The 12,859-nt window shown below is 67.9% G+C and carries 18 protein-coding genes; 8 read left to right on the top strand and 10 right to left on the bottom strand.

The genetic code is table 11. The features are described from left to right. Positions 1-34: 34 nt before the first annotated feature. The gene (locus AC1DXX_RS16565; RefSeq protein WP_478135292.1) at positions 35-1,351 is read left to right on the top strand and encodes an MFS transporter; all 1,317 of its coding nucleotides are present in this window, start codon (positions 35-37) and stop codon (positions 1,349-1,351) included. A 37-nt stretch (positions 1,352-1,388) separates the two neighbouring features. Beyond that, a complete protein-coding gene (locus tag AC1DXX_RS16560) occupies positions 1,389-2,492 on the top strand; it encodes a M14 family metallopeptidase (RefSeq protein WP_478135291.1) in 1,104 nt (367 codons plus the stop codon). 19 nt (positions 2,493-2,511) lie between these two features. On the opposite strand, the gene AC1DXX_RS16555 is transcribed toward AC1DXX_RS16560, so the two are convergent. The 3 genes from AC1DXX_RS16555 to AC1DXX_RS16545 form a co-directional block, all read right to left on the bottom strand. After that, positions 2,512-3,309 (bottom strand): enoyl-CoA hydratase/isomerase family protein, encoded by a 798-nt coding sequence (locus AC1DXX_RS16555; protein ID WP_478135290.1) that lies wholly within the window; start codon positions 3,307-3,309, stop codon positions 2,512-2,514. 58 nt (positions 3,310-3,367) lie between these two features. Continuing rightward, positions 3,368-3,784: a hypothetical protein gene (locus AC1DXX_RS16550; RefSeq protein ID WP_478135289.1), complete on the bottom strand. Its 417-nt coding sequence runs from the start codon at positions 3,782-3,784 to the stop codon at positions 3,368-3,370. A gap of 73 nt (positions 3,785-3,857) precedes the next feature. Further along, complete coding sequence (locus AC1DXX_RS16545) at positions 3,858-4,130, bottom strand: DUF2164 domain-containing protein (RefSeq protein ID WP_478135288.1); 273 nt, start codon at positions 4,128-4,130, stop codon at positions 3,858-3,860. Positions 4,131-4,232: 102 nt separating this feature from the next. Here AC1DXX_RS16545 and AC1DXX_RS16540 point away from each other — a divergent pair, with 102 nt between their 5' ends. Both AC1DXX_RS16540 and AC1DXX_RS16535 read left to right on the top strand, forming a co-directional pair. Further along, positions 4,233-5,429 (top strand): lactonase family protein, encoded by a 1,197-nt coding sequence (locus tag AC1DXX_RS16540; RefSeq protein ID WP_478135287.1) that lies wholly within the window; start codon positions 4,233-4,235, stop codon positions 5,427-5,429. 26 nt (positions 5,430-5,455) lie between these two features. Beyond that, on the top strand, positions 5,456-5,668 hold the full coding sequence (locus AC1DXX_RS16535; protein ID WP_478135286.1) for a hypothetical protein: 213 nt from the start codon (positions 5,456-5,458) through the stop codon (positions 5,666-5,668). Positions 5,669-5,704: 36 nt separating this feature from the next. On the opposite strand, the gene AC1DXX_RS16530 is transcribed toward AC1DXX_RS16535, so the two are convergent. Together AC1DXX_RS16530 and AC1DXX_RS16525 are read right to left on the bottom strand one after the other, a co-directional pair. Then, a complete protein-coding gene (locus AC1DXX_RS16530; RefSeq protein ID WP_478135285.1) occupies positions 5,705-6,613 on the bottom strand; it encodes a DUF808 domain-containing protein in 909 nt (302 codons plus the stop codon). 100 nt (positions 6,614-6,713) lie between these two features. Continuing rightward, positions 6,714-7,232 (bottom strand): N-acetyltransferase family protein, encoded by a 519-nt coding sequence (locus AC1DXX_RS16525; protein ID WP_478135284.1) that lies wholly within the window; start codon positions 7,230-7,232, stop codon positions 6,714-6,716. 87 nt (positions 7,233-7,319) lie between these two features. On the opposite strand from AC1DXX_RS16525, the gene AC1DXX_RS16520 reads away from it, so the two are divergent. Genes AC1DXX_RS16520 through AC1DXX_RS16510 form a run of 3 tightly spaced genes read left to right on the top strand, consistent with a single transcriptional unit; the run spans position 7,320 to position 8,046 of the window. Next, a complete protein-coding gene (locus AC1DXX_RS16520; RefSeq protein ID WP_478135283.1) occupies positions 7,320-7,469 on the top strand; it encodes a hypothetical protein in 150 nt (49 codons plus the stop codon). Beyond that, a complete protein-coding gene (locus AC1DXX_RS16515) occupies positions 7,466-7,768 on the top strand; it encodes a VF530 family protein (protein ID WP_478135282.1) in 303 nt (100 codons plus the stop codon). Before AC1DXX_RS16520 ends, AC1DXX_RS16515 begins: the two co-directional genes overlap by 4 nt. Continuing rightward, positions 7,765-8,046, top strand: a complete 282-nt coding sequence (locus AC1DXX_RS16510) for a 2Fe-2S iron-sulfur cluster-binding protein (protein WP_478135281.1) — start codon at positions 7,765-7,767, stop codon at positions 8,044-8,046. The genes AC1DXX_RS16515 and AC1DXX_RS16510 overlap by 4 nt, the downstream gene beginning before the upstream one ends. Here the strand turns inward: AC1DXX_RS16510 and AC1DXX_RS16505 are convergent. Further along, positions 8,043-9,347, bottom strand: a complete 1,305-nt coding sequence (locus AC1DXX_RS16505; RefSeq protein WP_478135280.1) for an MFS transporter — start codon at positions 9,345-9,347, stop codon at positions 8,043-8,045. The two genes, AC1DXX_RS16510 and AC1DXX_RS16505, sit on opposite strands and share 4 nt — an antisense overlap. 88 nt (positions 9,348-9,435) lie before the next feature. On the opposite strand from AC1DXX_RS16505, the gene AC1DXX_RS16500 reads away from it, so the two are divergent. Further along, positions 9,436-10,098 carry an RluA family pseudouridine synthase gene (locus tag AC1DXX_RS16500; protein WP_478135279.1) on the top strand — a complete coding sequence of 221 codons (663 nt, stop codon included), beginning with the start codon at positions 9,436-9,438 and terminating at the stop codon, positions 10,096-10,098. On the opposite strand, the gene AC1DXX_RS16495 is transcribed toward AC1DXX_RS16500, so the two are convergent. From AC1DXX_RS16495 to egtD, 4 genes are all read right to left on the bottom strand, one after another. Further along, positions 10,085-10,525: a universal stress protein gene (locus AC1DXX_RS16495; RefSeq protein WP_013542598.1), complete on the bottom strand. Its 441-nt coding sequence runs from the start codon at positions 10,523-10,525 to the stop codon at positions 10,085-10,087. The two genes, AC1DXX_RS16500 and AC1DXX_RS16495, sit on opposite strands and share 14 nt — an antisense overlap. A gap of 117 nt (positions 10,526-10,642) precedes the next feature. Beyond that, positions 10,643-11,398 carry a 2OG-Fe dioxygenase family protein gene (locus AC1DXX_RS16490; protein WP_478135278.1) on the bottom strand — a complete coding sequence of 252 codons (756 nt, stop codon included), beginning with the start codon at positions 11,396-11,398 and terminating at the stop codon, positions 10,643-10,645. Beyond that, positions 11,395-11,676 carry a DUF427 domain-containing protein gene (locus AC1DXX_RS16485; protein WP_478135277.1) on the bottom strand — a complete coding sequence of 94 codons (282 nt, stop codon included), beginning with the start codon at positions 11,674-11,676 and terminating at the stop codon, positions 11,395-11,397. Before AC1DXX_RS16485 ends, AC1DXX_RS16490 begins: the two co-directional genes overlap by 4 nt. 168 nt (positions 11,677-11,844) lie before the next feature. Next, a complete protein-coding gene (gene egtD, locus AC1DXX_RS16480) occupies positions 11,845-12,858 on the bottom strand; it encodes an L-histidine N(alpha)-methyltransferase (protein WP_478135276.1) in 1,014 nt (337 codons plus the stop codon). Position 12,859 lies beyond the last annotated feature (1 nt).

Here is a 12,859-nt window from a genome sequence, read left to right as displayed (position 1 = left end):
CATCCTCGAAAAGCAAAGCCAACACTGGAGAGACATGAGCACCCCAAGCAACCAGCCCTCGTCACCCTCACGCCGGCGCCAGACCATCGTCGCCACCACCATCGGCAACGGGCTCGAGTTCTTCGACTTCACGGTCTACGGTTTTCTGGCGCTGGTGATCGGCAAGCTGTTCTTTCCGACCTTCAATGCCTACGGCCAGCTGCTGCTGACGGTGGCGAGCTTCGGCGTGGGCTTCATCATGCGGCCGCTCGGCGGCATCGTGATCGGCGCGTACGCCGACCGCGCGGGCCGCAAGAAGGCCATGACGCTCACCATCTTCCTGATGGCACTGGGCTGCGCGCTGATCGCCTTCACGCCCACCTACGCGGCCATCGGCGTGGCGGCGCCGGTCGTCATCGTGCTGGCGCGGCTGATCCAGGGCTTCTCGGCCGGCGGCGAGGTCGGCGCATCGACGACGCTGCTGGTCGAACACGCCACGCCCGCCAACCGCGGCTACATGGCCAGCTGGCAGTTCGCGAGCCAGGGCCTGGGCGTGATGCTCGGCGCCGTGGTGGTGGGCGCGCTCACCTTCTCGCTCACGCCCGAAGCCATGCAGAGCTGGGGCTGGCGCGTGCCGTTCATCCTCGGCATGCTGATCGCGCCGGTGGGCATGTACATCCGCCGCCATCTCGAAGAGTCGCTCCATATCTCGCCCGAGGCTGCAGCCGCGCCGCGCGAAAGCAGCCTGAAGATCGTCTGCACGCAGCACGGCAGGACGGTGCTGGCCGCGATCCTCTCGCTGGTYGGCGGCACCACCGCGGCCTATGTCGTGACCTTCTACATGCCGACGTATGCCGTGCGCGAGCTCGGCCTCACGCCGTCGGTGGCGCTGTTCGGTGCCGCGCTGACCGGCCTGATCTCGTTCGCGCTGGCGCCCTTCGTGGGCAAGCTGTCGGACGTGGTGGGCCGCAAGCCGCTGATCCTCTGGAGCCGCATTGCGCTCGCGATCCTGATCTACCCGGGCTTCCTGTGGCTCAACGCCTCGCCGACGCCCGCCGTGCTGTTCATCGTGCTCGGCCTGCTGAGCATCGGTCTCGTGGCCCAGACGGTGCCGGGCATCACGATGCTGCCGGAGATGTTTCCGAAGCATGTGCGCGCCAGCGGCATGTCGCTGGTCTACAGCGTGGGCGTGGCGCTGTTCGGCGGCTTCGCACCCTTCATCAGCACATGGCTGCTGAACGCCACCGGCAGCAAGCTCGCACCGGCCTGGTACCTTGTGGCGATGACGGTGGTCTCGCTGCTCGGCCTGCTCTGGCTGCGCGACCACACGGGCCGCGACATCGACGCAGCGGGCGCCTACGCCGCAGCCTGACGAATTCCCCACGCTCATGCACAGGAGCCTTCACCCCATGCAAAACCAACCCACTGCCGCGACCCGCCATTTCTCGGGCACGTATGCCGAAGCCCGCGCCAAGTTCCTCGATACCGCGGCCCAGCACGGCGCGGCCATCGAGTCCTTCGTGCACCCGGCGCACCGCGGCGCGCTCGGCGAAGAACTGGCCACCGACGTGGCGCTGATCGGCGCGAAGGACGCGAAGAAGGTGCTGCTCGTCACCTCGGGCACGCACGGCCCCGAAGGCTTCTGCGGCTCGGGCGCACAGGTCGCGACGCTAGCCGACGCCGACCTGCTGACGCGGCTCGAACAGGCCGGCGTGACGCTGCTGCTGGTGCACGCGGTCAACCCGCACGGCTTTTCGCACCTGCACCGCACGAACGAAGACAACATCGACCTGAACCGCAACCACATCGACTTCCATGCGCCGCTGCCGGTGAATGCGGAATACGCCGAGGTCGAGCCGCTGGTGCTGCCCGCGGCATGGCCGCCGACGCCCGCCGACGAAGCGGCCGTGGCCGCCTACGTCGAGAAGCACGGCATGCGCGCCTTCCGCGCCGCCGTCACCCGGGGCCAGTACACCTCGCCCGACGGCCTGTTCTACGGCGGCACCGCGCCCTCCTGGAGCAACGGCACGATGCGCGCCATCCTGCGCAAGTACGCGGCCTCGGCCACGCACCTCGGCTGGATCGACATCCACACCGGCCTCGGCCCCTATGGCCACGGCGAGAAGATCTACCCCGGCCGCAATGCGCCGGCCGACCTGGCGCAGGCGCATGCCTGGTGGGGCGCCGACGTGTTCGCGCCCTTTGCCGGCGACTCGGCCTCGGCCGATGTGTCGGGCCCCGTGGTGTCGATCGCGTACGACGAATGCCCCAACGCCAGCATCGCGCCCATGGGCCTCGAGTTCGGCACGCTGCCCGACGGCGAAGTGCTGACCCGCCTGCGCGCCGACACCTGGCTGCGCCGCCACCCCGAAGCGCCGGAAGCGCAGAAGCGCGAGATCCRCCAGCAGCTGCGCGACGCGTTCTACTGCGACAACGACGAGTGGAAAGGCATGGTGCTGGGGCAGACGCGCGTCGTGCTGCTGCAAACGCTTCAAGGCCTGAAGAAGGCCTGATCCAGCGAGCCGGACTTCTTCAGCCGAAGTTCGGCGCGCGCCGCTCGCGTAGCGAGGCCACGCCCTCGCGCACGTCGGCGCCCGCAAAGCCCATGAATTCGAGCGCCAGCGAAGCATCGAAGGTCGGCCCGGCCTGGCGCAGCCAGTTGTTGAGTGCGTACTTGGTGAGGCGGATCGCGCTCTGGCTGCCGGCCGCGAGCCGGTCGGCCACCTCGTAGGCGCGCGGCAGCAGGTCGGCCTCGTCCACCGCCAGCGAGACCAGGCCGATGCGCTCGGCCTCTTCGCCGCTCACCGGCTCGCACAAGAGCAGGTGGTACTTGGCCTTGGCCATGCCGCACAGCAGCGGCCAGACGATGGCCGCATGGTCGCCCGCCGCCACGCCGAGCCGCGTGTGGCCATCGACGATCTTCGCGTTCTTCGTGGCGATGGAGATGTCGGCCAGCAGCCCCGCCACCAGCCCCGCGCCCACGGCCGGGCCGTGCATCGCGCTCACGATGGGCTTGTCGCAGTTGATGAGGTTGTAGACGAGGTCGCGCGCCTCTTTCCAGACGCGCTGGCGCACTGCGTCGTCGGTGGTCATGTCCTGCACCATCGCGAGATCGCCGCCGCCCGAAAAGCCCTGCCCCTCGCCCCGCAGCACCGCGCAGCGGACCGTGTCGTCGGCCGACACGTCGCGCCAGATCTCGGCGAGCTCGCGGTGGCCGTCATGGCCCGCCGTGGGCAGCTTGCCGTTGGCCGCGCGCATCTGGATGTCGAGCACCGCATCGTTGGCGCCGCGGCGCGTGATGGCGAGGGTCTGGTAGCGGGTGTAGTCCATGGTGTCTCCGCCCCGCGCCAGGAGCGAGGACTTTCTTGTTCGTCCGAAGACGGGACGCCTATTTTCGCGCGGCCACCTCGCGGCAGCGCTGCACATTGGCATCGAAGCGCGACGCCAGGCCGGGCTCGCACCCATCGCCCGAGGGCGTGAGCTTGCACATGCCGACCACCACGTAGTCCATCACGGCCTCGGTACACATCGGGTATTTCGCCAGGTCGGGGTTGGCCTGCGCCTTGAAGCCCCAGCGYTCGGAGAACTGCACCGTGCGGGTCATCGCGCCGTGGAAGAAGCTGCGGTCCCTGGCGGCAATGGCGGCCTCCATGCGGGGCAGCTCCTCGTTCAGGTAGCCGACCGAATCCAGCGGAAACGACGCCGGGTCCTGTTGGGCGGCTGCGAGGGAGGCGGCCAGCACGAGCGGCAAGGCGGCGAGCGTGCGCAGGAGCGCGAAACGGGTGGGCGTACGGTGGTGTTGCATGGCTTGGGATTCTGCAACGTTTGGAAGCATCTTTGAATGGCGGGCGATGCATCCGCGCGACGTCATGCGCAGGCTATTTGCCCTTTTTTTGCCGATCGAACTTGCGCCAGTACTGGAACTCGTCCTCGTGCACTTCGAGATCGACCTCCGAAATGCGGGACTGCAGGCGCTCCTGCACGTCGGCCACCGCCTTGTTGTAGACGATGGGGCCGACCTCTTCCAGGAAGAAACCGAGCAGCGCGCCGGCTGCGATGTTGCCGATCTTCTCTTCCATGTTCTCGTTGAAGTAGCGCTCGATCGACGTGATCGCCTGCTGGCGCGCTTCCTTGGATATCTCGATGGTCATGCGGGCTGCTCTGGGATGTGGGGGCCATCGATTGTGCCGCTACCATGCGCTGCCGGGCCGCACCGCCCGCGCCACGAAGACCTACAACACGGAGACCGCACCATGACGTTCCGCCCTGCCGCACTGGCTGCCCTTGCCCTGGCCGCCCTCGCGGCCCTTTCCGGCTGCACCAGCCTGACCCCCACCGTTCCGCAGCGCCAGCTGATGCTGGTGGCCAACGACGAGAAGCAGTCGTGGAACGACGCCGGCGTCGTGAGCCTCGGGCCGATGGGGCGCGACACGGTGCAGGTGCTCGACATCGGCACCGACCCGCTCGCACCGAAGCTCGTCGGCACGCTGCAGCTCGACAACACCATCGCCGGCCCGCCGACCAACCTCGCGATCACGCCCGGCGAAACACTCGCACTGGTGGCCAACTCGCTGAACGTGGTGGAAGAAAACGGCGCGCGCAAGCAGGTGCCCGACAACCGCCTCTTCGTGATCGACCTGACCACCACTCCGCCCAAGCTGCTCGACACGCTCACCGTGGGCAAGCAGCCTTCGGGCCTGTCGATCAACCGCGCGGGCAACCTCGCGCTGGTGGCCAACCGCGCCGACAACTCGGTCAGCGTGCTGCGCATCGCGGGCAAGAAGGTGACGCTGATCGACACCGTGGCCATGAACGATTCGGTGGCGCACGTGCGCTTCACGCCCGACGGCAAACGCGCGCTGGCCGCCAAGTTCCCGACGCACAAGATCGCACTGCTCGAAGTGAACGGCGAGAAGGTCAGCTACAACAAGGTCGACCTCGCGGCCGGCCTCTGGCCCTACAACGTGGACGTGACGCCCGACGGCAAGCTCGCGCTCACCGCCGACAACGGCAACTCGGGCGCATCGGATGGCCAGATCGACACGGTGAGCGTGATCGACCTCGAGGCGACACCGCCGCGCGTGGTCGACAAGGTGGTGGTGGGCGACGGCCCCGAAGGCCTGGCCGTGAGCCCGACCGGCAGGCACGCGGTGGCCGTGATCCTGCGCGGCAGCAACTCGGCGAAGAACGCCTACTTCTACAACCGCAACGGCTCGGTGGTGCTGCTGAAGATCGACGGCAAGAAGGTGACGCGCGCCAACGAGGTGGTGGTGCGCGGCCTGCCCGAAGGCGCGGTGTGGAGCGCCGACGGCAAATACCTCTACGTGGGCAATTTCATCGACCAGGACATCACGATCCTGCGCGTGGATGGCGACACGCTGGTGCCGACGGGCAAGTCGTTTCCGCTGCAGGGGCACCCGGCCGCGATGCGCGGGACAATGACGCACTGACGCAACGCACCCCGACCGAAGAAGCCATGGCGCAACCCAAAAGACAACTCCGCACGCTCGAACGCGGCATCCTCTGCCTCGTGATCGGCGCCGCCGTTCTGCTGGCGCCCCGTTTTCTGCAGGGCACGCGCTGGTTCGAGATGGTGGCCGGCGCCTACCTGGTCGGCTGGTTCGCGCTGGCGCTGGGCGTGGCGCTGGTGGGGGTCGGCCTGTTCCAGCGCAACAAACCGCGCCAGTGAAAGCCGGCGCTTAACGAAACAGTGGGACCGGAGGGCTCAGCCCTTCTTGCCGAGGAGCTTGCCGACGAGCTCCACGACCGCCAGCACGATGGCGCCGGCCACGAGGCCCACGCCGGCGTTCACGCCCATCGAGCCGAGCGTGCCGAACACGCCACCCGTGGCGGCCGCCCAGCCTTCGACGGCATGGCCGAACGAAGGCACGCCGTGCACCAGGATGCCGCCGCCCACGAGGAACATGGCAGCCGTACCGGCCACCGACAGGCCCTTCATGAGCCAGGGCGCCGTGGCAAGGATGCCGCGGCCCAGGCCGCGTGCCGCAGCGCTGGTACGCTGGCTAAGGTAAAGCCCCGCGTCATCGAGTTTCACGATGCCGGCCACGAGGCCGTACACACCGACGGTCATGATCAGCGCGATGCCGACCAGAACGGTCAGCTGCGTCGTGAACGGCTGTCCCTGCACGATGCCGAGCGTGATGGCGATGATTTCGGCCGAGAGGATGAAGTCGGTGCGCACTGCGCCCTTGATCTTGTCCTTTTCCGCCGCCACCACATCGACCGCGGTGTCGGCCATGGCCTTTTCGTGGCGTTCGGTGTCGGCCTCGTGTTCCTTCTTGTGCAGGAACTTGTGGGCCAGCTTTTCGAAGCCCTCGAAGCAGAGAAAAGCGCCGCCGATCATCAGGAGCGGCGTCACCAGCCAGGGCAGCCAGGTGCCGATGGCCAGCGCGGCGGGCACCAGGATGGCCTTGTTGACGAACGAGCCCTTGCAGACCGCCCACACCACCGGCAGCTCGCGGTCGGCCTTGACGCCGGACACCTGCTGCGCGTTGAGCGCCAGGTCGTCGCCGAGGACGCCGGCCGTCTTCTTGGCGGCGACCTTGGTGAGGATCGACACGTCGTCGAGAACGGTGGCGATGTCGTCGAGCAGCAGGAGCAGGCTGGTGGCCATGGGCAAGGATCGGTCTGAAAAAAGAAGCGGCGAGCTTATCCGCCGCAACCGGCCGCGCCGGGAATAACCGTACGCGGCGACTCCGGAGGCGGAGTGGGCGTCAGGCCACGGTGCGCTTGAGGCGGATTTCCTCGATCCGCACGGTGCCCAGCAAGGTGGTCTTGGCGGTCTTCATCTCGCGCTTGAAGCCTGCGAGTTCGTGGAAGCGCATGGCGCGGTCGTTGCGCAGGGGCACCCAGATGGTGACCGTGGTGCAGCCTTCTTCCTCGAGGCCTTCGCGGGCGGCGTCCCAGAGGGCGACGCCGACGCCCTTGCCCCAGTGCTCGGGCTTGACGTAGATGGCCCAGATCTCGCCCGTGGTGGACGGCGTCTTGGGGTCGCGCGAGCGGTCGAAGCCGACGAAACCGACGATTTCGCCGTCCTGCACCGCCACCTGCACCTGGGGTTCGCTGAATTCGATGGCTTCGCGCCATTTGGCTTCGCGGGTGGCGGGGGCCAGCACGCGCARCTCTTCTTCGGGAAGGATGCCTTCGTAAGCGGCCTTGGCGGCCAGGGCATGGATTTCGGCGACGGCCTTGGCGTCGCGCATCGTGGCGGGGCGAACTTCGTAATCTGACATGAATGCGGGAAAAACAGGTGGAACCGCATATTGTCGCCGCACCGCTAAACTGCCCGCTGTATCCGTAGCACCAACAGGAGAAAAGATATGGCCAAGAGTCAGCAGCGCAGCACCAAGGAAGCGAAGAAACCGAAGAAGGACACCTCRCCGCCCAAGCCTGCAGGCACCGGCGGCATCGAGCCGGTCCGCACGATCACCACCGCGGTGATCCCGCGCGGCAAGCTCAAGAACAAGTGACCGACGACACGCCGGCGCCGGCTCCCGCCAAGCCGGCCCAGCCCCGGAACCCGCTGCACGGGCTCACGCTGGAAGCCATCGTGACGGCGCTGGCCGACCACTACGGCTGGGAACATCTCGGCGAGCTTGTTCCCATCCGCTGTTTCGCCATCGACCCGAGCGTGGGCTCCAGCCTCAAGTTCCTGCGCAAGACGCCGTGGGCGCGCGAAAAGGTCGAGAGCCTCTACCTTTTCATGCTGCGCGAACAGCGCCGCGAGCAGCAGCAGCAGCAACAACAACAGCAGCCGCCACAGCGATGAGGGTTCGACTCGCGCCGTCGGGCCTCGACTTCGAGACCGAAGCCGGCACCACGCTCCTGAAGGCGGCCGAAGCGGCCGGCATCGAGCTGCCAAGCTCCTGCCGCAACGGCACCTGCCGCACCTGCATCTGCCAGCTGGTGTCCGGCAACGTGCGCCACGTCATCGAATGGCCCGGCCTGAGCGCCGACGAAAAAGACGAGGGCTGGGTCCTGCCCTGCGTGGCGGAGGCGCTGAGCGATCTCACGCTCGATGCGCCCCAGGCGTTCTCGGTTTTCTAGGCCGACCTGACAGCCGCCGGCATCGCCACCATGAGGCGATCGCGCTGCGCCAGCGACGGGAACAGCCGGAACCAAGTCAGCGCCACCAGCATCGTTCCCACGCCGCCCACCACGACCGATCCCACGGGACCGAGCAACGCCGCCGTGGCGCCCGATTCGAACTCTCCGAGCTGGTTGCTCGCGCCGATGAAGATCGAATTGACCGCGCTCACCCGGCCGCGCATGGCGTCCGGCGTTTCGAGCTGCACCAGCGTCTGGCGGATCACCACGTTGACCATGTCCGCCCCGCCCGACACGGCGAGCGCGATCAGCGAGACGATGAAGCTCTGCGAGATGCCGAACACCACCATGCACAGGCCGAAGAGCCCGATGGCAAGCAGCAGGGTCCGACCCACATGCCGCTCGACCGGGCGCCGCGTGAGCGCGATCGACATCACCAGCGCACCCACGGCCGGCGCGCCCCGCAGCAGGCCGAGCCCCCAGGGTCCCGTGTGCAGGATGTCCTTGGCGTAGATCGGCAGCAGCGCCACCGCGCCGCCCAGCAGCACCGCGAACAGGTCGAGCGAGACGGCGCCGAGCACCGGCTTGCGCTTCCAGATGAAGTCGACACCCGCGAACACCGTGGCCAGCGTGACCGGCTCGCGCGCGGCCGGCGTGTAGGCGTAGCGCAGCCGCAGCACCAGCACGCAGGCGATGGCGAAGAACAGCACGCTCGCGCCATAGACCACCGCCATCCCCGCCACGAACAGCAGCCCGCCGAGGGCCGGGCCGCCGATGATCGCGCCCTGCATGCCGGCCGAGCTGAAGGCCATGGCGCGCGACAGCATGATGGGCGGCACCAGCAGCGGCGTCAGCGCCTGCTGCGCCGGCATCTGGAAGGCGCGCACCGCGCCCAGCACCAGCGACAGCCCCAGCAGCAGGCCGCGCGTGTCGTGTTTTTCCAGCACCGCGAGCAGCAGCACCAGCGCCACCAGCCCCTGCACCGCAAAGCAGGCCGCCACGATGCGGCCGCGGTGGTGGCGGTCGACGACGTGGCCGGCCAGCAGCGCCAGCAGCAGCGCGGGCACGAACTGGTAGAGGCCGACAAGGCCGAGGTCCCAGGCGCTGCTGGTGAGCTCGTACATGTGCCAGCCGATGGCCACCAGCAGCATCTGCGAGGCGGCAGTGCCGAAGAGCCGCGCCGTCCACATGTGCATGAACGGACGCTCGCGCGTCAGGTCGGAAAAGCTGGGCTGCGGCGCTGCGGCGCCCGGGGCGAGGGCAGCGGCGTCTGGAGAAGAGGCGGAGGCGGGGCCGGACATCGGGTCGAGGATAGCCGAGGCGCCATGAGCCGCGCATGAGCGGGGCATGCGGCCTTCACCGCCGCCCTCTCTACACTCGGCTTCCTCCATGACCACGCCGCTTCTGCAACCGATCCACGAAGACCCCCACCTGCTGGTGCTCGAGAAGCCCGCAGGCCTGCTCTGCGTGCCCGGCCGCGGCGAGGACAAGCAGGACTGCCTGAGCGCGCGCGCCATGCGGCAATGGCCCGACGCGCTGATCGTCCACCGGCTCGACATGGCAACCAGCGGCCTGGTGGTGATGGCGCGCAGCATCGAGACGCAGCGCGCGCTGAGCGCAGCCTTTGCCGACCGGCAAGTGCACAAGCGCTACGAGGCCATCGTCGACGGCGTCATGCCCGTGCTGGACGGCTGGTCGATCATCGATGCGCCGCTGATGGCCGACTGGCCGCGCAGGCCGCTGCAGAAGACCGATCCGGCGGGCAAGCCCAGCCTCACACGCTGGCGTGCGCTGGCGTCGTCGGTGCAGGGAGAGTTCGCTGCGACCCACGTCCTGCTCGAGCCGCAGACGGGACGATCGCACCAGCTGCGCGTGCACCTGCTGTCGATCGGCCACCCGATCCTCGGCGATGCGCTGTATGGAGATGCCTTGTTGCAGGCACGTGCACCGCGCCTGCTTCTGCATGCGAGCGAGCTGGCCTTCGTGCACCCGGCAACGCAGCAGGCCCTTCGCTTCGAGAGCAAGCCCGGCTTCGCGCTCAGCCGCCCTTGACCACCAGCACCGGCATGGTCGCGTCCTGCAGCACGCGCTGCGTGACGCTGCCGAGCAGCAGTTTCTCGATGCCGCTGCGGCCGTGCGAGCCCATCACGATGAGGTCGGCCGCGATGGCGATGGCGGTGTCGACGATGCCTTCGTGCACCACGTGGCCGTCGATCACGCGCTGGTCGCTGTGCAGCCCTTCGGCCGCCAGCGCCGCCACGCCGCGTGCGAGGGCCGCATTGGCACTGGCTGTGGCAGCGGCAAGGTATTCGTTCTGGCCGAGCGCATAGTCCGCGCCCACGCCGATGAAGGGGTAGTTGTCGATCACGTGAATCAACGTGATGCGGCTCCCGAAAGCCAGCGCGAGGCCGCTGGCCTTGCTGACGGCGAGCATGGAGGTTTCAGAACCGTCGATGGGAACCAGGATGTGATTGAACATGGCGGACCTCGCTTTCGTTCGCAGACAGACACGGCTCGCCGTCGAGCCGGGTCCCGAATTTAACCCCTGTGCCGGAGGGAGCCTGTAGGACTCAAGCCAGCGACGGGAAACAGGGCTTCAATCTCCCTGGAAACCCTTGGCCCGGCAGGTGATCACGAGCGTGTCGCGCCACCCTGCGCCGCCCTCTTCCAAGGGCTGGATCGGCGTGGATTCGTGGATCACGCGCGCATCGTCGAGCAGCAGCAGCGTCCAGGGCTCGGTCATGGTGAAGCGCTCGCCGCGCCGGCCATTGGCCTCGAAGACGCGCGTTTCGCCGCCCTTGATGCCTTGGCGGCCGACCAGGGCCACCGCCACCAGGTCGACACCGTCGCGGTGCGCGCCCTCGGGCGTCGGACGTCCGATGCCGCCCGCGGTGTCGATGCGGAACTGATGCGCCTCGACGAACCATTTCTGCGGCGCGTCGCGCATGTCGCTCGCCGCCGTGCCGAGGCGCTGCAGCAGGCGCTGCCACACCGGCTGCGCCACCGTGTCTTCGCGCATCGGCGCAAACCAGCGCTGCATGCCTCCGTGCAGCGCGTTGTATTCCACCGGCTGCCAATGCGCGCGGTGCGGCACCTGTTGCAGCGCGGCGTTGTCGCCGGCTTCGACGGTGAAGCAGGCATGGCGGCGGGTGCGGTAGCGGCCGCCGTCCTTCAGGTAGTCGTCGGGCGGAAGATCGTTCCAGTCGGCGTGCAGTGCTTCGAGCTGCGCAAGCGGTACGCCGAGCCAGTCGCTGACGCCTTGCGGGCTCAGCACCGCATAGCCTTGTTCGCGCAGCGCGGCGGGCAGTTCGGCGGGCTGGATGAAGGGCGGAGTGAAGGCGGCCGTGGTCACGCGGTGACCTTCACGTCCTTCCAGAACGCGACGCGGTCGCGAATTTCCTCGGCTTCGGGCTTCGGGTCGGCGTAGTACCAGGCGGCGTCGGTGTTGAGCTCGCCGTTGATCAGCAGCGAGTAATAGCTCGCTGTGCCCTTCCAGGGGCAGGTGGTCTTGTGGTTGCTGAAGGTGACGTGATCGCGATTGAGCGAACTCATCGGGAAATAGTGGTTGCCTTCGACGAGCACGGTGTCGTCGCTTTCGGCGACGGTGACGCCGTTCCAGGTTGCTTTCATGATCTCGGTCTCCAGGGGGAGGATGGCGGGGGCGCTGGCCGTTGCGCTGCCGCACGGGGCAACCGGTATTGTGCCGTTGCTTCGGCGACCCGGATTCTTCGGGGCGATATGGACCCTATGGGGTGTTTTTTTCGGGGGCCGGGTCTCGCCCCGGCCTCGAAAAGCAAACTAGGCCGCCAGCCAGTGAACGCTGAAGAGCCTCTCGGGATCCGTCCAGACCGCCCCAGGCCGAAACCCCGCCCGCACGGCAAGTGCGCGCAGCCCTTCAACGGTGAACTTGTGCGAGTACTCCGTATGAATCGTCTCCCCTTCCTCGAACCCGAACCGTTCCCCATTCAGGGAAACGCTTTGAGCCCGCCGGCTCACGAGGTGCATCTCGATCCTCTGCCGGGGCGCGTTGTAGAACGCTGCGTGCGCAAAGCCATCGAGATCGAAATCCGCATCGAGCTCGGCATTGGCACGGCGCAGGAGATTCAGATTGAAGTCCGCAGTCACCCCTTGCGCATCGTTGTAGGCCGCGTGCAGCCGCCCCGGTTCCTTCACCAGATCGACGCCGATCAACAGCCCGCCGCCCCGCAGCATCCGCGCCGCCAGCTGCAGGAAAGCCAGCGCCTCGTCAGGCTCGAAGTTCCCGATCGTCGACCCCGGGAAAAAACCGACGCGCCGCCCCGCACCGGCCACCGGCGCAGGCAGCACCAAGGGCATCGTGTAGTCCGCCGCAATGGGCTGCACCACGAGCGCCGGATAGTCGGCCTTCAACCGCTCGGCGGCCGCCTCGAGGTGCTCCCCCGAAATGTCGATCGGCAGATAGCGCTTCGGCGACTCGAGCGCATCGAGCAGCAGCCGCACCTTGGTCAACGACCCCGCGCCGAACTCCACGATCTCGGCATTCGGCCCGATCTGCGCAGCGATCTCGCCCGCACACTCCCCGAGGATGCGCAGCTCGGTGCGTGTCGGGTAGTACTCGGGCAGTTCGCAGATGCGGTCGAACAGCTGCGAGCCCGCCACGTCGTAGAAGAACTTGGGTGAAATGCTCCGCGGCGAGCGCGCCAGCCCCGCCTGCATCTCCCGGCCGAATTCGGACAATGGCGCAGCCTCGGCCGCGGCCGGCGAGGGTTGTTGCTTCTGCAACTTCGCGGAAACGAACGACGACAGCGACGATGAAGAGGTTGGATTGCGCATG

The organism is Variovorax sp. P4_B10, assembly GCF_056402375.1.
This window is presented reverse-complemented; position numbering and strand designations above follow the sequence as displayed.

Coding starts and splice junctions, on each gene's coding strand:
- AC1DXX_RS16555 (WP_478135290.1), bottom strand. CDS start 3,309: ATGGACTACACCCGCTACCAGACCCTCGCCATCACGCGCCGCGGCGCC.
- AC1DXX_RS16545 (WP_478135288.1), bottom strand. CDS start 4,130: ATGACCATCGAGATATCCAAGGAAGCGCGCCAGCAGGCGATCACGTCG.
- AC1DXX_RS16540 (WP_478135287.1), top strand. CDS start 4,233: ATGACGTTCCGCCCTGCCGCACTGGCTGCCCTTGCCCTGGCCGCCCTC.
- AC1DXX_RS16535 (WP_478135286.1), top strand. CDS start 5,456: ATGGCGCAACCCAAAAGACAACTCCGCACGCTCGAACGCGGCATCCTC.
- AC1DXX_RS16530 (WP_478135285.1), bottom strand. CDS start 6,613: ATGGCCACCAGCCTGCTCCTGCTGCTCGACGACATCGCCACCGTTCTC.
- AC1DXX_RS16510 (WP_478135281.1), top strand. CDS start 7,765: ATGAGGGTTCGACTCGCGCCGTCGGGCCTCGACTTCGAGACCGAAGCC.
- AC1DXX_RS16505 (WP_478135280.1), bottom strand. CDS start 9,347: ATGTCCGGCCCCGCCTCCGCCTCTTCTCCAGACGCCGCTGCCCTCGCC.
- AC1DXX_RS16500 (WP_478135279.1), top strand. CDS start 9,436: ATGACCACGCCGCTTCTGCAACCGATCCACGAAGACCCCCACCTGCTG.
- AC1DXX_RS16495 (WP_013542598.1), bottom strand. CDS start 10,525: ATGTTCAATCACATCCTGGTTCCCATCGACGGTTCTGAAACCTCCATG.
- AC1DXX_RS16485 (WP_478135277.1), bottom strand. CDS start 11,676: ATGAAAGCAACCTGGAACGGCGTCACCGTCGCCGAAAGCGACGACACC.
- egtD (WP_478135276.1), bottom strand. CDS start 12,858: ATGCGCAATCCAACCTCTTCATCGTCGCTGTCGTCGTTCGTTTCCGCG.